Below are 20,390 nucleotides of genomic sequence, written 5' to 3'. Positions count from 1 at the left end.
ACCATAGTCGCCATCGCGATATAAAAAGAGCTGATCATTCACTATGCCAAAGAAAAATGAAGCCCCGGCCAGTTTCGAAACTGCACTCACCGAACTGGAACAGATCGTTAATCGTCTCGAAAGCGGCGATCTTCCGCTGGAAGAGGCACTGAACGAATTCGAGCGCGGCGTACAGCTTGCGCGTCAGGGGCAGGCCAAACTGCAACAGGCGGAACAACGCGTGCAGATCCTGCTGGCAGATAACGATAACGCCTCTCTGACTCCTTTTACGCCGGACAATGAATAAATGGATTTTTCGCAGCAGTTAAATGCCTGCGTCGAACACGCCAACAGCGCGTTGCGGCGTTTTATTGAGCCTCAGCCCTTTCAGAACACTCCGCTGGTTGAAGCGATGCAGTATGGCGCATTATTAGGCGGTAAACGCCTGCGCCCGTTCCTGGTGTACGCGACCGGGAAAATGTTTGGCGTCGATCAGCTCACGCTGGACGCCCCCGCAGCCGCCGTCGAGTGCATTCATGCCTATTCGCTGATGCATGACGATCTTCCGGCGATGGACGATGACGATCTGCGTCGCGGCCAACCGACCTGCCACATTAAATTTGGCGAAGCGAATGCAATTCTGGCCGGCGATGCCCTGCAAACGCTGGCGTTTTCTATACTGAGTGATGCGCCGATGACCAACGTGTCGGACCGCGATCGTCTGGCGATGGTTTCTGAGCTGGCACAGGCCAGCGGCGTCGCCGGAATGTGCGGCGGTCAGGCGCTGGATCTCGATGCAGAGGGTAAGCATGTTGATCTGGCAGCGCTTGAGCGTATTCACCGTCATAAAACCGGTGCGTTGATTCGCGCCGCTGTGCGCTTAGGCGCATTGAGCGCGGGCGAGAAAGGCCGCAGCGCCCTGCCACTGCTGGATAAGTACGCTGAATGTATCGGCCTCGCATTCCAGGTTCAGGATGACATTCTGGATGTGGTGGGCGATACTGCGACCCTCGGAAAGCGCCAGGGTGCCGATCAGCAATTAGGCAAAAGCACCTATCCCGCACTGCTGGGCCTTGAGCAAGCCCGCACTAAAGCCCGTGACCTGATTGAAGAGGCCCGTCAGTCGTTAACTGAACTGGCCGCACAGTCACTGGATACGACTGCACTGGAAGCGCTGGCGAACTACATCATCCTGCGCGACAAATAAACAATAAATGAGTCTCTGATGAGTTTTGATATTGCCAAATACCCGACCCTGGCGTTGGTCGATTCCACTCAGGAGTTGCGCCTGCTGCCAAAAGAGAGCCTGCCGAAGCTGTGCGATGAACTGCGTCGTTATCTGCTCGACAGCGTGAGCCGTTCCAGCGGACACTTCGCCTCCGGGCTTGGCACGGTGGAGCTCACCGTGGCGCTGCACTATGTCTACAATACGCCGTTCGATCAGCTGATTTGGGACGTGGGTCATCAGGCCTATCCGCATAAAATCCTGACCGGACGCCGCGACAAGATTGACACCATTCGCCAGAAAGGCGGCCTGCACCCGTTCCCGTGGCGCGGCGAGAGTGAGTATGACGTATTAAGCGTCGGCCACTCCTCTACCTCTATTTCTGCCGGGATTGGCATCGCCGTTGCCGCCGCGCGTGAAGAGAAGCAGCGTCGCACGGTTTGCGTCATTGGTGATGGCGCAATTACCGCTGGCATGGCGTTTGAAGCGATGAACCACGCGGGCGATATCAAACCAGACATGCTGGTCGTGCTGAACGACAACGAGATGTCGATTTCCGAGAACGTCGGCGCGCTGAACAACCATCTGGCGCAACTGCTTTCCGGCAAGCTCTACTCTTCTCTGCGCGAAGGCGGCAAAAAAGTGTTCTCCGGCGTACCGCCGATTAAAGAACTGCTCAAGCGCACTGAAGAACATATCAAAGGCATGGTGGTACCCGGCACGCTGTTTGAAGAGCTGGGCTTTAACTACATCGGCCCGGTGGACGGCCACGATGTGCTGGGTCTGGTGAATACGCTGAAAAACATGCGCGACCTGAAAGGCCCGCAGTTCCTGCACATCATGACCAAAAAAGGACGCGGCTACGAGCCCGCTGAAAAAGACCCTATTACGTTCCATGCGGTGCCGAAATTTGACCATACCAGCGGAAAATTGCCGAAAAGCAGCGGCGGTCTGCCCTCTTATTCCAAAATTTTCGGCGACTGGCTGTGCGAAACGGCGGCTAAAGACAGCAAATTAATGGCGGTTACGCCTGCAATGCGTGAAGGCTCCGGCATGGTCGAATTTTCGAAAAAATTCCCTGACCAGTACTTTGACGTGGCAATCGCCGAACAGCACGCGGTGACCTTCGCCGCCGGCCTGGCGATTGGCGGGAACAAACCGATTGTGGCGATTTACTCCACCTTCCTGCAACGCGCCTACGACCAGGTTATCCACGATGTGGCTATCCAGAAACTGCCGGTGATGTTCGCCATCGACCGTGCGGGGATTGTCGGCGCTGACGGGCAGACGCATCAGGGCGCGTTTGACCTCTCGTTCCTGCGCTGCATCCCGGAAATGGTCATCATGACGCCGAGCGATGAAAACGAATGCCGCCAGATGCTGTTCACCGGCTATCACTACAACGACGGCCCAAGCGCGGTGCGCTACCCGCGCGGCTGTGGCACTGGCGCGGAACTTCAGCCGCTGGAGAAACTGCCGCTGGGCAAAGGCGTGATGAAACGTCAGGGTGAGAAAATCGCCATTCTGAACTTCGGTACGCTGTTACCTGAAGCCGCAGCGGTCGCCGAGAAACTCAACGCCACACTGGTGGATATGCGTTTTGTGAAACCGCTTGATGAAAGCCTGATTCTTGAAATGGCAGCGCAGCACGACGTGCTGGTCACCCTGGAAGAGAACGCCATTATGGGCGGCGCGGGCAGCGGCGTGAACGACGTGCTGATGGCGCACCGTAAACCGGTGCCGGTGCTGAACCTTGGCCTGCCGGACTTCTTCATTCCGCAGGGCACTCAGGAAGAGATCCGCGCCGACCTCGGTCTTGACGCGGCAGGCATCGAAGCGAAAATCGCGAGCTGGCTGGCATAACTCCCCTCTCCGCTCCTGCTATGCTTAAAGGTAAACCTTAAAAGCAGGAGCGGAACCATGCAATACAATCTCTTAGGACACACCGACCTTCGGGTTTCCCGTCTTTGCCTGGGCTGCATGACCTTTGGCGAACCGGATCGGGGCAAACACGCCTGGACCTTACCCGAAGAGAGCAGCCGCCCTATCATCCAGCGCGCCCTTGAAGGCGGCATTAATTTTTTCGACACCGCCAACAGCTATTCCGACGGCAGCAGCGAAGAGATAACAGGCCGCGCCCTGCGAGATTTTGCCCGTCGTGAAGACGTCGTGGTTGCCACCAAGGTTTATCATCAGGTCGGCGACCTGGCGGAAGGACTTTCCCGCGCGCAAATTCTACGCTCCATCGATGACAGCCTGAAACGCCTGGGGATGGAGTACGTCGACCTGCTGCAAATTCACCGCTGGGATTACAGCACGCCGATTGAAGAGACGCTGGAAGCGTTAAACGATGTGGTGAAAGCGGGGAAAGCACGTTATATCGGCGCGTCCTCGATGCACGCACGCCAGTTTGCCCATGCGCTGGCGCTGCAAAAACAGCACGGCTGGGCGCCGTTTGTCACCATGCAGGATCACTACAATCTGATTTATCGTGAAGAAGAGAATGAAATGCTGCCACTGTGCAGCCGCGAAGGCGTCGCGGTGATCCCCTGGAGTCCGCTGGCGCGTGGACGCTTAACACGTCCGTGGGGAGAAACCACGGCGCGTCTGGTGTCCGATGAGTTTGGTAACACGCTCTACAGCACCACCGAGGCGAACGATGCGCAAATTGCCGACCGGCTGGCGCACGTGGCGGAAGACCTTGGCGCTACCCGCGCGCAGACGGCGCTGGCGTGGCTGTTGAGCAAACCGGGGGTGGCGGCACCGATTATCGGCACATCGCGGGAAGAGCAGCTAGATGAGTTGTTGAACGCGGTGGATTTAACGCTGGAGCCGGAACAGATTGCGGAGCTGGAAACGCCGTATCAGCCGCATCCGGTGGTAGGGTTTAAGTAAGGAGTCGTGCCGGATGGCGCTTCGCTTATCCGGCCTACGGTGATGGTTGTAGGCCGGATAAGCGAAGCGCCATCCGGCAAACAGCACGCTACATTATTCCAATCGGCCAATGATGCCCGATAAAATACAGTATCCCCGCCGAAATCACCCCGGCGACGATGTCATCAACCATAATCCCCATGCCGCCGTGAACGTTGCGGTCGAACCAGCGAATCGGCCACGGTTTCCACATATCGAGAATACGGAAAATCACAAACCCGGCGGCAACCCATTGCCAGTCCATCGTCGGCAGCGCCATCAACGTAATCCACATGCCGACGAACTCATCCCACACGATGCTGCCGTGGTCATGGACGCCCATGTCTTTTGCCGTCTGGTGACACAAATACACGCCGATACAAATACTGAGCATCACCACCAGCGAATAGAGCTGCCACGGCAGGAAGGTCATCAGATACCAGAAGGGAATCGCAGCCAGCGAGCCCATTGTCCCCGGCACAATCGGGCTTAAGCCGCTACCGAAACCGACCGCCAGCAGGTGCCAGGGGTTGCGTAAATTGAGACGGCTTTTCGCCACGTCTTTGCTAGCCAAAGTGATCGAATCCCTTATAGTCGAACGTCACGACGTCGCCGCCGCGTTGAAAATGCATTCCGTCTACGTCAGCGCTCATCTGGCCGATGCAGGTAAACGGCACGCCAAGATGGCCTAACGCCACGTCCAGCGCGCCACGGTTAAGTTCCGGTACGGTGAAGCACAGTTCGTAATCTTCTCCGCCTGAAAGCGCCCAGCGCATCGCCTGTTCGCCGTCAACATGACGCTGCATCGCCTCAGAATAAGGGAGTGCATCCAGGTCGATTCGCGCGCCGCATTCGCTGGCTTTCAGAATATGGCCGAGGTCGGAAACCAGACCGTCGGAAAGATCGATCGCCGAACTGGCAAGGTCGCGCAGCGCCTGCCCTTGCAGAATGCGCGGCGTTGGGCGCAGGTGGCGTTTAACCAGATACGCGTTATCCGTTTCATCGCTCACCGTCAGGCGGTTCTGTAGAATCGCCAGCCCGGCAGCGCTATCCCCCGGCGTACCGGTGACGTAAATCCAGTCACCCGGTTTTGCGCCCGAGCGCTTCAGCGCCCTGCCGACGGGGACATAGCCGTGAATACCCAGCGTCATGGAAAGCGGACCTTTCGTCGTGTCGCCGCCAATCAATTGCATATCGTAGTAATCAAGTTGTTCAAACAGACTATCGCTGAACGCTTTAAGCCAGCTTTCATCCACCGACGGCAGCGTCAGGGCAAGCGTCAGCCATGCCGGGTCTGCGCCCATCGCCGCGAGATCGCTGACGTTCACTGCCAGCGCTTTATACGCCAGATCGGCGGGGTCGATATCAGGAAGAAAATGAATGCCGGACACTAAAGTGTCGGTGCTGATTGCCAGGGTCTGTTTTTCGGGAATATTGAGCAACGCGCAGTCGTCGCCGATTCCGGTTTCAACATCAAAGCGGGCGCTTTTTACGCGGTCAAAATAACGGGCAATCAGGGAAAATTCGCCGCATGCCATACGTTATGCCTCTGCAGAAGAATAAAACAAGGCCGGGGAATGCGGCAAAAACCACACTCGCACCGGCCTGCAGATTACTTTTTCTTGGGGCGGATTGCAGGAGCTGCTTTATCCAGCACGCCGTTGACAAACTTGTGGCTGTCTTCAGCGCCAAAGGTTTTTGCCAGTTCGATAGCTTCGTTGATGGCCACTTTATACGGCACATCATCACGTTTGGACAGCTCGAACAGCGCGATACGCAGCACCGCTTTTTCCACCTGACCCAGCTCTTCGAGCAGACGAGACAGGTAAGGTTTCATCAATCCATCGAGGTACGCGCTGTTAGTCGCCACCCCGGACAGCAGTTCACGGAAGTACATTACGTCTACATCTTTGACGTCCTGTTCCGCCAGGAACTGGTATTCAACATCGGCGATGTCGTTCTGGGACAACTGCCAGGAGTAAAGCGCCTGAACGGCACACTCACGGGCGCGGCGACGAGCAGCAGGTTTCACGGAATTCCCCTTACAAAAAAATCAGGCCTTAATGGCTTTCAATACGTTGATCATTTCAAGCGCGGTCAGTGCAGCTTCTGCACCTTTGTTACCGGCTTTGGTGCCAGCGCGTTCGATGGCTTGTTCAATACTTTCAGTGGTGAGAACACCAAAGGCTACCGGGATTTCGCTGTCCTGAGCGACGTGCGCCAGGCCATTGCTTGCCCCGCCAGCGACATATTCGAAGTGCGCAGTACCGCCACGGATAACCGTACCCAGCGCAATCACCGCGTCATATTTACCGGTTTTCGCCAGCGCGCCAGCCGCCAGTGGCAGTTCATAAGCGCCAGGCACCCAAACAACGGTAATGTTTTCATCTTTGACCTGACCGATGCGTTTCAGGGCGTCAATCGCACCTTCCAGCAGGCTGTCGTTGATAAAGTTGTTGAAACGCGCAATGGTGATGGCGACGCGAGCGTCCGGGGTAGCAACGTTAGCTTCAATAATGTTCATACTCTTCCTTTGGGTTCATTTGCCCCGCAGGGGGGCGGATTTTATCATAATATTCTGTGCGCTGCTTCCCTTTTCAGGAGGCATTACGCGTTCGTCAAATGCAGGCAAATATCCGGGCCTACATGGCGTATCTCGTTGAATTTGAAATGGGGGGCGTCGGCCAGTTTCTCAAGCCCCGGCAGAACACATAATCCGCGCGCATCGCTGCCTAATAGTTTAGGCGCTACGTAGACAATAAGCTCATCAACGACACCCGCCTGAATCAGCGCACCAGCAAGCGTCGGCCCGGCCTCCACCCAGATGCTGTTAATCTGCTGTTTGCCAAGCTGCATCATCAGTAAAACCAGATCAACATGCCCATTATGTTCCGGCGTAGTAATCGATTTTACACTCTCTGGCCAGCTGCGCTCATCGCTTTGGGTGCGGGCAAACCAGGTTTCGCCTGGCTGCTGAACGATGCGGTGCTCCGGCGTGACGCGGTTCTGGCTATCGACCACAATACGCACCGGCTGGCGCAGGTTTTCCTCGGCATAAAGCGCCTGAGTCTCCGCGCTCAGTTCGTTCCAGCGCACGGTTAACGCCGGGTCGTCGGCCAGCACCGTGGCGCTGCTGGTGAGAATTGCGTGGCTCTCTGCGCGCAGACGCTGCACATCGCGACGCGCCTGCGGGGAGGTAATCCACTGGCTTTCGCCGCTCGCCATCGCCGTACGCCCGTCCAGCGACGCGCCAAGTTTCAGCTGAACATACGGGAAGCCTGTACGCATGCGTTTCAGGAAACCTTTGTTCAGCGCTTCCGCTTCGCTCATCATCAGGCCGTGGCTGACCTCAATACCCGCCTGTTGCAGGCGATAAAGCCCGCGTCCGGCCACCTGGGGATTGGGGTCCTGCATGGCGGCCACCACGCGGGAAACACCTGCGGCAATCAGCGCGTCGCAGCAAGGCGGCGTGCGACCATGATGACTACAGGGTTCAAGCGTCACGTACGCCGTCGCGCCTTTGGCTTTTTCACCAGCCATACGCAACGCATGAACTTCCGCGTGCGGCTCACCGGCCCGGTAGTGAAAACCTTCGCCGACGATTTCGCCCTGATTGACAATGACGCAGCCGACACGCGGGTTAGGATGAGTGGTGAAGCGACCACGCGCGGCAAGTTTCAGCGCGCGCGCCATGTACATTTCGTCGTGCATAGCTTAGTCCTGTAGACGAGCGATCTCTTCGCCGAATTCTTTAATATCTTCGAAGCTGCGATAAACCGACGCAAAGCGGATATAGGCCACTTTATCGAGCTTTTTCAGCTGTTCCATCACCAGGTTACCCAGCAGTTTGCTTGGCACTTCACGTTCCCCGGTGGCACGCAGGTGCGATTTAATGTGATTAATCGCCATTTCGACGTCATCCGCACTGACGGGACGCTTTTCCAGCGCTTTCAGCATGCCGCTACGCAGCTTGTCTTCGTTGAACGGTTCGCGCACATCATTGCTTTTTACGACGCGCGGCATCACCAGTTCAGCCACTTCAAACGTGGTGAAACGTTCGTTGCAAACCAGGCATTGCCGACGGCGGCGGACGGAGGAGCCCTCGCCAACCAGACGAGAGTCGATCACTTTGGTATCTACGGCGAGACAGAATGGGCAGTGCATACATCGTCCTGACTATGAGGTGGTAACTGAAACCTATTTTACCCTGATATGGCTCGACAACAAAGGAAGAGCGTTTTTGAGACAATGGATCGATGCCAGAATCCCTTTTGCGATCTACCATTACGTGATCCCGACCATAAGGAAACAGACATAATGACAAGACGTTACCTAAGAATTGCCGTACTGGGAAGCCTCTTTAGCCTGACCGCCTGCGCACAGCAAGCCGAGGTTCGTCAGATGCACGAAAGTATCAGTACGCTCAATCAGGAAATGACCAAACTGAACAAAGAAACGGTGAAGATCAGCCAGCAGAACGCGCTGAATGCGAAATCTGCCAGCGGCGCCTACATCATCCCCGGTTCCAATACGCCTGCGCTGCTGAAGAGCCAGATAGGCACGCTGCGCCTGTCTTTGCGCAACATCGCGCCAAATTCACAGGGTACGGCGGTGACGCTGCGTATTCAGGGCGAGTCTAACGATGCGTTACCGGCGTTTAGCGGCACCGTAGAATACGGTCAGATTCAGGGCACTACCGATAACTTTCAGGAAGTTAACGTGCAGAATCAGCTCATTAACGCGCCAGCCAGTATTCTCGCGCCCAGCGATGTCGATATTCCGCTACAGCTGAACGGCATCACGCCGGATCAACTCGGTTTTGTCCGCGTTCACGATATTCAGCCAGCCACCGCACAGTAAACGCGACTTCGCGCCAGACATCTCTGGCGCAAATTCCCCCCCATCCATTCATCTCTTTTTGCTGAAGATTGGCAATCATTGATATGGCAGGTACAATCGCCGCCGTTCAATCTACGCAAACGTGAACGCAATCGATTACGTATATGAAAAATGTGTGACCCGTAACTGATTTTTGTGAGCAATGATTCTTATAATAGGCACGCAGAAATACGAAACATTTTGTAAAGCTTCGACGCTTACTTTCATTCCCGTTAGGGATTTTTTATCAGTGGCAAACATATGAAAAAAACATTATTAGCAGCCGGTGCTTTAGTAGCACTCTCCGCGTCTTTCACTGCCGGTGCAGCAGAAAATGACAAACCGCAATATCTTTCCGACTGGTGGCATCAGAGTGTCAACGTGGTAGGCAGCTACCACACCCGTTTCGGGCCGACGCTGCGTAACGACACCTATCTGGAATATGAAGCGTTCGCCAAGAAAGACTGGTTTGATTTCTACGGTTACGTCGATGCGCCGCGTTTCTTCGGTGGCGACAGCAACTCCCGCGGGATCTGGAACCACGGTTCCCCGCTGTTTATGGAAATCGAGCCGCGTTTCTCTATCGACAAGCTGACCAATACTGACCTGAGCTTTGGTCCGTTCAAAGAGTGGTACTTCGCGAACAACTATATCTACGATATGGGCCGCAACAGCGAAGGCCGTCAGAGCACCTGGTATATGGGTCTGGGTACCGATATTGATACCGGCCTGCCGATGGGGCTGTCTCTGAACGTCTATGCCAAGTATCAGTGGCAGAACTATGGCGCATCCAACGAAAACGAGTGGGATGGCTATCGTTTCAAAATCAAATACTTCGTGCCGATTACTGACCTGTGGGGCGGTAAGCTGAGCTACATCGGCTTCACCAACTTCGACTGGGGTTCAGACCTGGGCGACGATCAGTACCGCACCAGCAACTCTATCGCGTCCAGCCACATTCTGGCGCTGAACTACGATCACTGGCACTACTCTGTGGTCGCGCGTTACTTCCATAACGGTGGTCAGTGGAAAGATGGCGACGAGCCGGTATGGCAGGCTGAGCCGATTAAATCCAACGGCTTCGGCTGGTATCTGGTGGCGGGTTACAACTTCTAATCAGAAAAAAGCACCGAACGTTCTCAACGTCGGTGCTTGAGACTGGTAACAAATGCAACATTGCCTGATGCGCTGCGCTTATCAGGCCTACAACGTTACTGCAATATATTGAATTTGCAATATTTTGTAGGCCGGATAAGGCGTTTACGCCGCATCCGGCAAGAACAACGCGCACGTTGTCAGCAATCTGAAGCACCGCACGTTCTCAACGTCGGTGCTTTTTTGTTACTTCTTCTTATCCATCATCGCTTTCAAATCGGCAAAGGGATTGTACTTAGCCTCGCCCACGTCTTTCTGCGCGTCTTCCCCGGCAATCACCGTCGAACCGTATTGATCCGCTTCGGTATATTTCGAGTGCTCGTGATCGTGACAGAACAGGCATAATAGCTCCCAGTTGCTGCCATCTTCCGGGTTATTGGTGTGGTCGTGATCCATATGGTGAACCGTTAACTCACGCAGGTTCGAGTAAACAAACTCGCGCGAGCAACGCCCGCAGACCCACGGAAACAGTTTCAGTGCTTTTTCGCGATAGCCGCTTTCCAGCCGCGCGTAGTTTTTAGGGATGATGGCCATAATTGCTCGGTAATGAAATTAAAGGTTTTGGACAGTTTCCCGCGAAGACAGCCTTTTAGCAATCTCCGTTTTACACCTTCTCTTCATTTTGAACTTTACGCAAAAAATCACTTAGCGAGCGATCTGCTGCTTCAATAAAATGCCGCTCAAGCGCGGTAACTTGCAGACATCGATCAAGACGGAAACAACGGTAATCCACCCTTCGCTCACACCATGCAACCACTATCCAGTGCTCGCCTCCAAAAAAAATTCCCAGTGGCTGCACATTTCGCCAGGAAAGATGCCCCGCCTCATCGCGGTAGTGCAATGCCAGTACGCGTTGCGTCGAAACGGCCCGATGGATGAGATCAAAGACACTACGTGAATGAGCCTGAGTACCAAAATCAGGCGCAAAAATCCTCGCCTGCTCGGCCTTACGGCGGCTTTCATCCGGTAAAATCGCCAGTACCTTTTCCTGCGCCGACTCCAGTGACCGAGCAATAGAATCGCCGCCCCAGGTTTTCAGAAGGCGAATTGCCACAATCAACGCTTCAGATTCAGGCTGAGTAAGCATTAAAGGCGGGAGATCGAAACCGGACATCAGGCGATAACCGCTTCCTGCCTCCCCTTCGACCGGAACGCCTGACAATGAGAGGTCACGGATATCTCGGTAGATTGTGCGTTCAGAGACTTCAAGACGCTCTGCTAATAGCGCCGCCGTCGTCAGTCGTCGACCTCGCAGGATCTGCACTATCTGAAAAAGACGGTCGGCGCGTCGAGTCATATGAATTCCAAATCGTTGTGGCTTACGCCGGTTGATGTAAACCTACACGATTACCTTCACTATCTGTGAACAGGGCAATAGTACCGATATCGTCACCAGGCTCAACGGGACCGAAAACACAGGCCCCTCCTGCGGAAGCAACACGCTTAAGTGATGCTATAAGATCATCTGTATGGAGATAAATCAGCGTTCCCTGAAGCGAAGGTGCCATACCTTCAAATTTTGCTAATGCTCCGCCCGTCGCAGGATCATCGTAGGGAAAAATAGCCATATCTGCACTGTCCATAACTTCTCGCCGTAACGACACTTGCATTACCCGTTCATAAAATGCAATTGCCCTTTCCATATTTGTAACGGGAATTTCAAACCAATTAACCACGTTTTTCATACATCCTCCTGACATCATGAATAAGTTCAGGAGGAGTGTATGACAAGACTACTGACAGCGTACTGTCAGTAGTCTTGAGCGTTAAGATGTACACGCCAACGCTCGCGTTGGGTCGAGCAACCAGGGGCGCAGATACCCCACCGTATTCGACAACGGCAACACCTCGTCCGGCAGGCTGATGCCTAAATGCTCTTTGATGTAATGGCGACGCATTAACACCCGGTTCCACAGTTCAGGGTACGCCTGCGCAAGCTCATCTCGCAGCGGCTTATCAGCCAGCGCTACCGTGTCTTCAATGCTGGCTCCGGCGTAACCTGCGCGGGAAGGAATGATGTCGATTTGCAGCAGCATACCGCTGCGCAGCGGTGCGCTGGAGTCCGGGCCAATCGGCGAGCACAGCCATTCTTCATCCGCCACCAGATGGCCCGGATTGAGGTGCCAGTGATACTCCGCCTTCGGCAATACCCGTTCAATCAGCGCATACATTTCACTGCCCAACATACCTGGGCGAATGTGGGTGAGCCAGGTCACGACGGCGCGATAGTAGGGTTTCGCTACCACGTCGAGATAATCCGCCACCTCCGGCGCCAGTTCGCTTTCATCCGCCACCACATACGCCGCACGGCTGCTCAGGCCGCCTTTGTAACTGGTGGTGAGCGAGAATTTGTCACCGCGCTGTATATGTTTATCGCCAGGGTAAAGATTGGCATTGGCGAAGCGATCGCCGGTTGCGGCAATCATCACGACGTTATTCGGCTGCCCCTGGGCCGCAAGCAATGCGCCGATCTGCTTTTCAGTTTTCCCTGGCTCGATGGCATTCAGGGCATCGAGAATCGCCGTTGATGCCAGATTCGCGCCGTACTCGTAGTGTGCCAGTTCATTGGCGTTATTGACCGTTCGCGCACCGTGCTCTGGCGAGATAAAAATCCCGGTGGCATTGCACAGCGTGGCTTCCGGCCCTGCCGCCTGACGAATAGCCTCAACGATAAAAGACGGGAGATCAAACATCTTCCAGGCGTCATCTTGCGCACCGGTAAACAGTTTCCAGCCCACCAGGCCATAGTTTTTTCCGGTAACGATACCCGCACTGTTCAGGACATCCGGCAGTGATTGTTGATTGTCCATCGGCTGGTTAGGCAGGGAGAACCATGGGGCGTGCACCACCCGGTTTTCCAGCCGCGCATGCGCCGCCAGTTTCAGATTTTCGTTACCGAGCACCAGCACGGCATCCCCCTCACTGTGCAATACCAGCAGTGCCTCTTCGAAGCGCGGGATAAATCCGGTGAGATACTCAAAATTGCCGCCGTGCTCTTTGTCAGCATAAATCACCAGCGCGTCCAGCCCGCGAGAGGCCATCCCGGCCAGCACTTTAGCTTTGCGATCGCGCAGAGTGTCGTCGTTTAAGGTAACGGAAGGCAGATGATGCCAGACGGCTGGCTGCGGTACAGTTTGCAGAGAAAGTGAATCGAGTGTGATGGTCACTGGCGTTACTCCATGTCAAAGGCCATCCACGGAGAGTAACCAATATTGGCGAGGCTGTAATAAAAAAATCCCGGCCTTGCGACCGGGATTCCGATTCTGACGGGAGAGTCGTCTTACGGCAGAATTGACGGTTGATCCGCCCCTTCTTTCTCGACTTTCTGCTGCAGCATGTGCTCGCGCTTCATACCCAGTTTCAGCGCCAGTGCAGACGCAACATAGATAGAAGAAGCGGTACCGATAGAAACACCAATCAGCATGGTCAGTGAGAAGCCTTCCAGTACCGGACCACCGAAGAGGTACAGCATCAGAATAACCACTAACGTCGTACCGGAGGTGATCAACGTACGGTGCAGCGTCTGGGTCAGTGACACGTTAAAGATTTCGTAAGGCGTCCCGCGACGAATTTTGCGGAAGTTTTCACGAATACGGTCAGATACCACGATGCTATCGTTCAACGAGTAACCGATAACCGACATTAACGATGCCACGATAGTCAGGTCAATCTCGATATGGAATAACGAGAGTATCCCCAGCGTAATGATAACGTCGTGCGCCAGTGAGATAACCACACCCGCCGCCAGTCGCCACTCGAAGCGGAAACCGACGTAAACGAGGATAGAGATCAGCGCCACGATCAGCGCCATTGCACCGGTTTGCGCAAGGTCTGCACCCACGCTCGGCCCAACGAACTCGATGCGTTTCACTGCCGCGTTCTGATTGGTGGATTCGTTAATCACCTTCAGAACCTGGCTCCCCAGCACCTGACCGCCATTTTCGCCTTCAGTTGGCGGCATGCGGACCATGATGTCGTGGCTGCTACCAAAGTTCTGCAGCTGCGGCTCTTCAAAGCCCGCCTTCTGCAGCGCTTCACGCATCACATCAATTTCAGCCGGTTTTTCCAGCGTAATTTCGATTACCGTACCACCGGTGAAATCGAGCCCCCAGTTGAAGCCGCGTACGCCCATAATGACGATGGCAGCCACCAACAGCAGGCCAGAGATGCCGAAAGCCCAGTAATCCCAGCGCATAAAGTCATAGACTTTACGGCCGTGGTTCAATTGTTCAACAGTATATTCCTGTGCCACAACGCACTCCTCAGATTGACAGCTTGTTGATGCGTTTGCCGCCATACAACAGGTTTACGATGGCACGCGTACCGACAATTGCGGTAAACATCGACGTTGCCACACCGATACCGGTGGTGATAGCAAAGCCTTTGATTGCCCCGGTGCCGACTGCATACAGGATCAGAACTTTAATCAGCGTGGTGATGTTCGCATCAAAGATGGAACTGAATGCGCCCGCATAACCTTCGTTGATTGCCTGCTGCACCGAACGCCCGTTGCTCAACTCTTCTTTGATACGTTCGTTGATCAGTACGTTGGCGTCGACCGCCACCGCAAGGGTTAGCACGATACCCGCAATACCCGGCATACTCAGCGTGGCCCCTGGCAGCAGTGACATGATACCGACGATCAGTACCAGGTTAGCAATCAGCGCGCTGGTCGCGATCAGACCAAATTTCTTGTAGAAGAAAATCATGAACAGGATAGAAACTGCCAGACCCGCCAGACATGCTTCCAGGCCCTGTTTGATGTTCTGCATACCCAAAGTTGGGCCGATAGTACGTTCTTCAACAATCTGAATCGGCGCAATCAGCGCACCGGCACGCAGCAGCAGAGAGAGCTGACGCGCTTCGTTCGGGTTGTTGATGCCGGTGATACGGAAGCTGTTCCCCAGGCGAGACTGGATGTTGGCGATGTTAATCACCTCTTCCTGTTTCACCAGTACAGAACGACCGTTCGCATCTTTCTTACCGCTGTCTTTGTACTCCACAAACAGGGTCGCCATCGGTTTACCGATGTTGTCCTTGGTGAAGTTAGACATGGTGTTACCACCTGCGCTATCCAGCGAGATGTTAACCTGCGGCTGGTTGTATTCGTCCTGGCTGGAAGTGGAATCGGTGATATGGTCACCGGTCAGAATCACGCGTTTGTACAGCACAACCGGCTGACCTTCGCGGGTCTGTTTCACTTCAGAGTCGCCCGGCACACGGCCAGATGCGGCAGCGGACTGGTCAACGTTGGTATTCACCAGACGGAATTCCAGCGTCGCGGTAGCGCCCAGAATTTCTTTCGCACGCGCGGTATCCTGAATACCCGGCAGTTCAACGACGATGCGATCCGCACCCTGACGCTGTACCACAGGCTCGGCCACACCCAGTTGGTTTACACGGTTACGCAGGATGTTGATGTTCTGCTGTACCGCATATTCGCGCGCTTCGCTCAGACGCGCATCGCTCATGACTGCACGCAGCTGGTTGCTGCCCTGATTAGTAATAACCAGGTCACGATGACGAGTGCTCAGCCAGGTATTCGCCTGATCGCGTGCCGCGCTGTCGCGGAACAGAATCGTCAGACCATAGTTATCTGACTTACGAATATTGGAATACGGAATGTTTTTCTCGCGCAGATCGCTGCGCAGACTGTCGATATTTTGTTCCTGAAGCTTGCCGAGCGCCGTGTCCATATCCACTTCCATCAGGAAGTGAACACCACCACGCAGGTCAAGACCCAGCTTCATCGGTTCGGCTTTAATGGCCGCCAACCAACGCGGGGTCGCAGGAGCAAGGTTCAGCGCCACGACGTATTTATCACCCAGCACGCTCAGCAGCGCTTCACGAGCACGCAGCTGGACGTCGGTGGAGTCGAAGCGCGCAAGAATAGCGCCCTCTTCCAGTGCCACAGACTTAGCGGTGATTTTTTCTTGTTGTAAAGTATTCTGGACCTGGATCAGCGTTTGCTCACTGGCGGCGACTCCGCGCGCACCAGTGATCTGAACAGCCGGATCCTCACCATACAGGTTGGGAAGTGCGTAAAGCAGGCCGACGATAATCACGACGACCAGCATGATGTACTTCCACAAAGGATAACGGTTTAACACGGCAGTTCCCTTTGGGAAAACAGTAAATTACAGCGCCTTCATGGTGCCTTTCGGCAGAACGGCAGCTACGAAGTCACGTTTGATAACCACTTCAGTGGTGTCGTTCAGCGCGATAGCAATGTAGCCAGATTCCGCTACTTTGGTTACGCGACCAACCAGACCACCGTTAGTCAGCACTTCATCACCTTTGGCGATGGAGTTCATCAGGTTTTTATGCTCTTTGGTACGTTTCTGCTGTGGGCGCAGGATCATGAAGTAGAAAATCAGACCGAACACCACCAGCATCAGAATCAGAGACATCGGGCTGCCCTGTGCTGCGCCACCCGGTGCTGCTACCGCATCAGAAATAAAAAAGCTCATTAAAATTCCCTCATTATTAATATTAATCAACGTTCAAAGCTGGAACATCTCGCCCCTGACGTTGGTAAAAATCAGACACGAAGCTCTCTAATTTACCCTCTTCGATAGCCTTGCGTAAACCAGCCATTAAACGCTGATAGTAGCGAAGGTTATGAATCGTGTTGAGACGTGCGCCCAGTATTTCGTTGCAACGGTCTAAATGATGCAAGTACGCACGTGAATAATTGCGACACGTATAGCAATCACACTCAGCGTCGAGTGGGCTGGTATCGCTCTTATGCTTCGCATTACGGATTTTCACCACGCCATCGGTCACGAAAAGGTGACCGTTGCGCGCGTTACGCGTTGGCATAACGCAGTCAAACATATCGATACCGCGACGTACGCCTTCAACCAGATCCTCTGGTTTACCAACGCCCATCAGGTAACGTGGTTTGTCAGCAGGGATTTGCGGGCAGACGTGCTCCAGGATGCGGTGCATGTCTGCTTTCGGTTCGCCTACTGCCAGGCCGCCGACAGCGTAGCCATCAAAACCGATATCTACCAGACCTTTAACGGAGATATCTCGTAAATCTTCGTAAACACTGCCCTGAATGATGCCAAAAAGCGCATTTTTATTGCCGAGGCCGTCAAAACGCTCACGGCTACGTTTGGCCCAGCGCAGAGACATCTCCATGGAACGTTTAGCATAGTCCCAGTCCGCCGGATACGGCGTGCATTCGTCGAAGATCATCACGATGTCAGAACCGAGATCGTACTGAATCTCCATCGATTTTTCTGGATCGAGGAAGATAGGATCGCCGTTGATCGGGTTACGGAAGTGTACGCCCTGTTCGGTTATCTTACGAATATCGCCAAGGCTGAAGACCTGGAAGCCGCCGGAGTCAGTGAGGATGGGGCCTTTCCACTGCATGAAGTCATGCAGGTCGCCGTGCAGTTTCATGATTTCCTGACCCGGGCGCAGCCACAGGTGGAAGGTGTTGCCGAGGATAATCTGTGCGCCGGTGGCTTCAACTTCTTCCGGCGTCATGCCTTTTACGGTGCCGTAGGTACCGACGGGCATAAAAGCAGGCGTTTCCACTACGCCACGATCGAAGACCAGGCGGCCACGGCGTGCGCGTCCGTCGGTGGTGTCCAGTTCAAATTTCACGCTATTCTCCTGCATCAGAGAGACAGTCTGATGGTTAATGTTGCGAGGTGAGGTTCACCCTCACCCCGGCCCTCTCCCTGAGGGAGAGGGGGAAAAACACGCCCCAATCAGGGACGTTCGTTAATGGCCTGCGGATTGTACGTGATAAACATCGCATCACCGTAACTAAAAAAGCGATATTCCGCTTTTACCGCTTCGTGATAAGCGTGCAGGGTGTTTTTATAGCCCGCAAACGCGGAAACCAGCATAATCAACGTCGATTCCGGCAGGTGGAAGTTGGTCACCAGCGCATCAATCACTTTGTACTGATAGCCCGGATAGATAAAGATTTGCGTATCGCCGAAGAACGGTTCAATCAGGTCGTTTTTCGCCGCCTGTGCCGCGCTTTCCAGCGAACGCACAGAGGTAGTGCCGACCGCAATCACGCGGTTACCACGCGCTTTCGCCGCCAGCACCGCATCAACCACGTCCTGCGGCACTTCCGCATATTCGGAGTGCATGGTGTGCTCTTCAATGCTCTCAACGCGCACCGGCTGGAAAGTCCCTGCGCCCACGTGCAGGGTCACAAAGGCCATATCAATGCCTTTTTCGCGAAGCTTCGCCAGCAGTGGGTCGTCGAAGTGCAGGCCGGCCGTTGGCGCCGCGACAGCGCCAGGGCGGCTGCTGTAAACGGTTTGATAAAGTTCGCGGTCGGCGTCTTCATCCGGGCGATCGATGTACGGCGGCAGCGGCATGTGGCCGATGCTGTTAAGAATGTCTAACACCGGGCGCTCATCGTTAAACTGCACTTCAAACAGCGCGTCATGACGTGCAACCATAGTCGCATTGATGCTTTCGTCATCGCCCAGCAGCAGTTCTGCACCCGGCTTCGGCGCTTTAGAGGCGCGAATATGTGCCAGAATACGATTATCATCGAGCATACGCTCAACCAGCACTTCAATCTTGCCGCCGCTGGCCTTGCGACCGAACAGACGCGCAGGAATGACGCGGGTATTATTAAAGACCAGAAGATCGCCAGGGTTGAGCTTATCGAGCAGATCGGTGAAAGTACCGTGCGTCAGCGCGCCTGTCGGCCCGTCCAGCGACAGCAAGCGGCAACCGCTGCGCTCAGGCTGTGGATAGTGGGCAATCAGGGATTCAGGTAATTCAAAGGAAAAATCGGCAAGGCGCATGACTCTAAGACTCTGGACTTAATAATGAGGCGGGTAGTCTAGTGCCGGGGCGTTCTCCCTGCAACCCTATCCCCCTCTGGATAGATAATAATCGATGAATTTTTTAGCTCACCTGCATCTCGCGTACCTCGCCGACAGCTCGTTGTCCGGCAATCTGCTGGCCGATTTTGTGCGCGGCAATCCGGATAACAGCTACCCGGCCGAGGTGGTCGACGGGATTTACATGCATCGGCGCATCGACGTGATGACCGATAACCTGCCTGAGGTGAAAGAAGCCCTGGAATGGTTCCGCCCGCAAACGCGGCGCGTCGCGCCTATTACGCTCGATGTGATGTGGGACCATTTTCTTTCGCGACACTGGTCGCAGCTTTCGCCACAGATGGCGCTGCCGGAGTTCGTCGAGTACGCCCATGAGCAGGTGTCACTGATTCTGCCGGATTCGCCGCCGCGCTTCGTGAATCTGAACGATTACCTTTGGTCAGAACGTTGGCTGGAGCGCTATCGCGAAATGGAATTTATTCAGCGCGTGCTTAACGGCATGGCCAGCCGACGTCCGAAACTGGACGCCCTGCGCGACTCCTGGCACGATTTAGACCAGCATTATGCGCAACTGGAAAAACAGTTCTGGCAGTTTTATCCGCAGATGATGGCGCAAGCCAAAGCACGCGAGCTTTAATCCTGACCTGTCAAACATTTGTCTATTAATAGGCAGAACTTTAAATATCGATTGCTGTAGCCTCTTTGAGTCATTGCGGTTCACTCTCTATACTGGCCCGCGTTGCGTACTACTTACTTTCTATACTCAAAGGAGAACCCATGGTTCTGGTTACTCGTCAGGCTCCTGACTTTACCGCTGCGGCAGTGCTCGGTAACGGCGAAATCGTTGAAAACTTTAACTTCAAACAGCACACCAACGGCAAAGCCACCGTGCTGTTCTTCTGGCCAATGGACTTCACCTTTGTCTGCCCGTCTGAACTGATCGCGTTCGATAAACGCTACGAAGAGTTCCAGAAACGCGGTGTAGAAGTGGTCGGTGTTTCCTTTGACTCCGAATTCGTTCACAACGCATGGCGTAACACCCCGGTCGATAAAGGCGGCATCGGTGCGGTGAAATACGCGATGGTTGCTGACATTAAACGCGAAATCCAGAAAGCCTACGGCATCGAACACCCGGACGCGGGCGTGGCGCTGCGTGGTTCTTTCCTGATCGACGCTAACGGCGTTGTTCGCCACCAGGTCGTTAACGACCTGCCGCTGGGTCGTAACATCGACGAAATGCTGCGTATGGTTGACGCACTGCAATTCCACGAAGAGCACGGCGAAGTGTGCCCGGCGCAGTGGGAAAAAGGTAAAGAAGGTATGGCGGCGTCCCCGGACGGCGTTGCAAAATATCTGACCGAAAACGTCTCCAGCCTGTAATTGGCGGACGAATAAGAAAAGGCTCGCGC

23 protein-coding genes are annotated in these 20,390 nt (G+C 54.6%); 8 read left to right on the top strand and 15 right to left on the bottom strand.

Annotated elements, in window-relative coordinates; all coding sequences use genetic code 11:
* Nucleotides 1-43 precede the first annotated feature (43 nt).
* The 4 genes from xseB to AC1MKH_RS05520 are packed head-to-tail and all read left to right on the top strand — an operon-like array spanning nucleotide 44 to nucleotide 4,099.
* Entirely contained in the window at nucleotides 44-286 is a 243-nt protein-coding gene (xseB, locus tag AC1MKH_RS05535) for an exodeoxyribonuclease VII small subunit (protein WP_108474822.1), read from the top strand.
* A complete protein-coding gene (gene ispA / locus AC1MKH_RS05530) occupies nucleotides 287-1,186 on the top strand; it encodes a (2E,6E)-farnesyl diphosphate synthase (RefSeq protein ID WP_276222248.1) in 900 nt (299 codons plus the stop codon).
* A gap of 18 nt (nucleotides 1,187-1,204) precedes the next feature.
* Nucleotides 1,205-3,067 carry a 1-deoxy-D-xylulose-5-phosphate synthase gene (gene dxs / locus AC1MKH_RS05525; protein ID WP_276222246.1) on the top strand — a complete coding sequence of 621 codons (1,863 nt, stop codon included), beginning with the start codon at nucleotides 1,205-1,207 and terminating at the stop codon, nucleotides 3,065-3,067.
* Nucleotides 3,068-3,124: 57 nt separating this feature from the next.
* On the top strand, nucleotides 3,125-4,099 hold the full coding sequence (locus tag AC1MKH_RS05520) for an aldo/keto reductase (protein ID WP_276222244.1): 975 nt from the start codon (nucleotides 3,125-3,127) through the stop codon (nucleotides 4,097-4,099).
* Between the two features lie 88 nt (nucleotides 4,100-4,187).
* Here the strand turns inward: AC1MKH_RS05520 and pgpA are convergent, their stop codons facing one another.
* From pgpA to nrdR, 6 genes are all read right to left on the bottom strand, one after another.
* Nucleotides 4,188-4,697: a phosphatidylglycerophosphatase A gene (gene pgpA, locus AC1MKH_RS05515; RefSeq protein WP_041686518.1), complete on the bottom strand. Its 510-nt coding sequence runs from the start codon at nucleotides 4,695-4,697 to the stop codon at nucleotides 4,188-4,190.
* Complete coding sequence (thiL, locus tag AC1MKH_RS05510; protein ID WP_276224721.1) at nucleotides 4,684-5,655, bottom strand: thiamine-phosphate kinase; 972 nt, start codon at nucleotides 5,653-5,655, stop codon at nucleotides 4,684-4,686. The genes pgpA and thiL overlap by 14 nt, the downstream gene beginning before the upstream one ends.
* Nucleotides 5,656-5,729: 74 nt before the next feature.
* Nucleotides 5,730-6,149, bottom strand: coding sequence for a transcription antitermination factor NusB (gene nusB, locus AC1MKH_RS05505; protein ID WP_015965605.1), 420 nt, complete (start codon nucleotides 6,147-6,149; stop codon nucleotides 5,730-5,732).
* Nucleotides 6,150-6,170: 21 nt separating this feature from the next.
* Entirely contained in the window at nucleotides 6,171-6,641 is a 471-nt protein-coding gene (gene ribH / locus AC1MKH_RS05500) for a 6,7-dimethyl-8-ribityllumazine synthase (RefSeq protein WP_001021161.1), read from the bottom strand.
* Between the two features lie 83 nt (nucleotides 6,642-6,724).
* Nucleotides 6,725-7,828 carry a bifunctional diaminohydroxyphosphoribosylaminopyrimidine deaminase/5-amino-6-(5-phosphoribosylamino)uracil reductase RibD gene (gene ribD, locus AC1MKH_RS05495; RefSeq protein ID WP_276224722.1) on the bottom strand — a complete coding sequence of 368 codons (1,104 nt, stop codon included), beginning with the start codon at nucleotides 7,826-7,828 and terminating at the stop codon, nucleotides 6,725-6,727.
* 3 nt (nucleotides 7,829-7,831) lie between these two features.
* Complete coding sequence (nrdR, locus tag AC1MKH_RS05490; protein ID WP_108474814.1) at nucleotides 7,832-8,281, bottom strand: transcriptional regulator NrdR; 450 nt, start codon at nucleotides 8,279-8,281, stop codon at nucleotides 7,832-7,834.
* A 153-nt stretch (nucleotides 8,282-8,434) separates the two neighbouring features.
* Here nrdR and AC1MKH_RS05485 point away from each other — a divergent pair, with 153 nt between their 5' ends.
* Both AC1MKH_RS05485 and AC1MKH_RS05480 read left to right on the top strand, forming a co-directional pair.
* Complete coding sequence (locus AC1MKH_RS05485; RefSeq protein WP_276224723.1) at nucleotides 8,435-8,977, top strand: SadB/YajI family lipoprotein; 543 nt, start codon at nucleotides 8,435-8,437, stop codon at nucleotides 8,975-8,977.
* A 279-nt stretch (nucleotides 8,978-9,256) separates the two neighbouring features.
* The gene (locus tag AC1MKH_RS05480) at nucleotides 9,257-10,111 is read left to right on the top strand and encodes a nucleoside-specific channel-forming protein Tsx (protein ID WP_276224724.1); all 855 of its coding nucleotides are present in this window, start codon (nucleotides 9,257-9,259) and stop codon (nucleotides 10,109-10,111) included.
* A 225-nt stretch (nucleotides 10,112-10,336) separates the two neighbouring features.
* Here AC1MKH_RS05480 and yajD read toward each other — a convergent pair whose 3' ends face one another.
* The 9 genes from yajD to queA form a co-directional block, all read right to left on the bottom strand.
* The gene (yajD, locus tag AC1MKH_RS05475) at nucleotides 10,337-10,684 is read right to left on the bottom strand and encodes an HNH nuclease YajD (RefSeq protein ID WP_015965610.1); all 348 of its coding nucleotides are present in this window, start codon (nucleotides 10,682-10,684) and stop codon (nucleotides 10,337-10,339) included.
* 70 nt (nucleotides 10,685-10,754) lie between these two features.
* Complete coding sequence (locus AC1MKH_RS05470; RefSeq protein WP_276224725.1) at nucleotides 10,755-11,447, bottom strand: helix-turn-helix transcriptional regulator; 693 nt, start codon at nucleotides 11,445-11,447, stop codon at nucleotides 10,755-10,757.
* 22 nt (nucleotides 11,448-11,469) lie between these two features.
* The gene (locus AC1MKH_RS05465) at nucleotides 11,470-11,835 is read right to left on the bottom strand and encodes a VOC family protein (protein ID WP_276224726.1); all 366 of its coding nucleotides are present in this window, start codon (nucleotides 11,833-11,835) and stop codon (nucleotides 11,470-11,472) included.
* 81 nt (nucleotides 11,836-11,916) lie between these two features.
* A complete protein-coding gene (locus AC1MKH_RS05460) occupies nucleotides 11,917-13,317 on the bottom strand; it encodes a M24 family metallopeptidase (RefSeq protein ID WP_276224727.1) in 1,401 nt (466 codons plus the stop codon).
* A 113-nt stretch (nucleotides 13,318-13,430) separates the two neighbouring features.
* Entirely contained in the window at nucleotides 13,431-14,402 is a 972-nt protein-coding gene (gene secF / locus AC1MKH_RS05455) for a protein translocase subunit SecF (protein WP_015965612.1), read from the bottom strand.
* A gap of 10 nt (nucleotides 14,403-14,412) precedes the next feature.
* Entirely contained in the window at nucleotides 14,413-16,260 is a 1,848-nt protein-coding gene (gene secD, locus AC1MKH_RS05450; protein WP_327621890.1) for a protein translocase subunit SecD, read from the bottom strand.
* Between the two features lie 27 nt (nucleotides 16,261-16,287).
* Nucleotides 16,288-16,620, bottom strand: a complete 333-nt coding sequence (gene yajC / locus AC1MKH_RS05445; RefSeq protein ID WP_276224729.1) for a preprotein translocase subunit YajC — start codon at nucleotides 16,618-16,620, stop codon at nucleotides 16,288-16,290.
* A gap of 22 nt (nucleotides 16,621-16,642) precedes the next feature.
* Nucleotides 16,643-17,770, bottom strand: a complete 1,128-nt coding sequence (gene tgt / locus AC1MKH_RS05440; protein WP_276224730.1) for a tRNA guanosine(34) transglycosylase Tgt — start codon at nucleotides 17,768-17,770, stop codon at nucleotides 16,643-16,645.
* 107 nt (nucleotides 17,771-17,877) lie between these two features.
* Nucleotides 17,878-18,942 carry a tRNA preQ1(34) S-adenosylmethionine ribosyltransferase-isomerase QueA gene (gene queA, locus AC1MKH_RS05435; RefSeq protein WP_276224731.1) on the bottom strand — a complete coding sequence of 355 codons (1,065 nt, stop codon included), beginning with the start codon at nucleotides 18,940-18,942 and terminating at the stop codon, nucleotides 17,878-17,880.
* Between the two features lie 94 nt (nucleotides 18,943-19,036).
* Between queA and acpH the strand changes: the two genes are divergently transcribed.
* Both acpH and AC1MKH_RS05425 read left to right on the top strand, forming a co-directional pair.
* Nucleotides 19,037-19,618 (top strand): ACP phosphodiesterase, encoded by a 582-nt coding sequence (gene acpH, locus AC1MKH_RS05430; protein ID WP_149462157.1) that lies wholly within the window; start codon nucleotides 19,037-19,039, stop codon nucleotides 19,616-19,618.
* Between the two features lie 140 nt (nucleotides 19,619-19,758).
* On the top strand, nucleotides 19,759-20,361 hold the full coding sequence (locus AC1MKH_RS05425; protein ID WP_113858772.1) for a peroxiredoxin: 603 nt from the start codon (nucleotides 19,759-19,761) through the stop codon (nucleotides 20,359-20,361).
* The last annotated feature ends 29 nt before the right edge of the window (nucleotides 20,362-20,390 follow it).

The sequence above is a fragment of the Pseudocitrobacter sp. CD920760 genome (assembly GCF_057782505.1).
The sequence above is the reverse complement of the archived record's forward strand: the minus strand, read 5'-3'. Positions and strand labels throughout refer to the sequence as shown.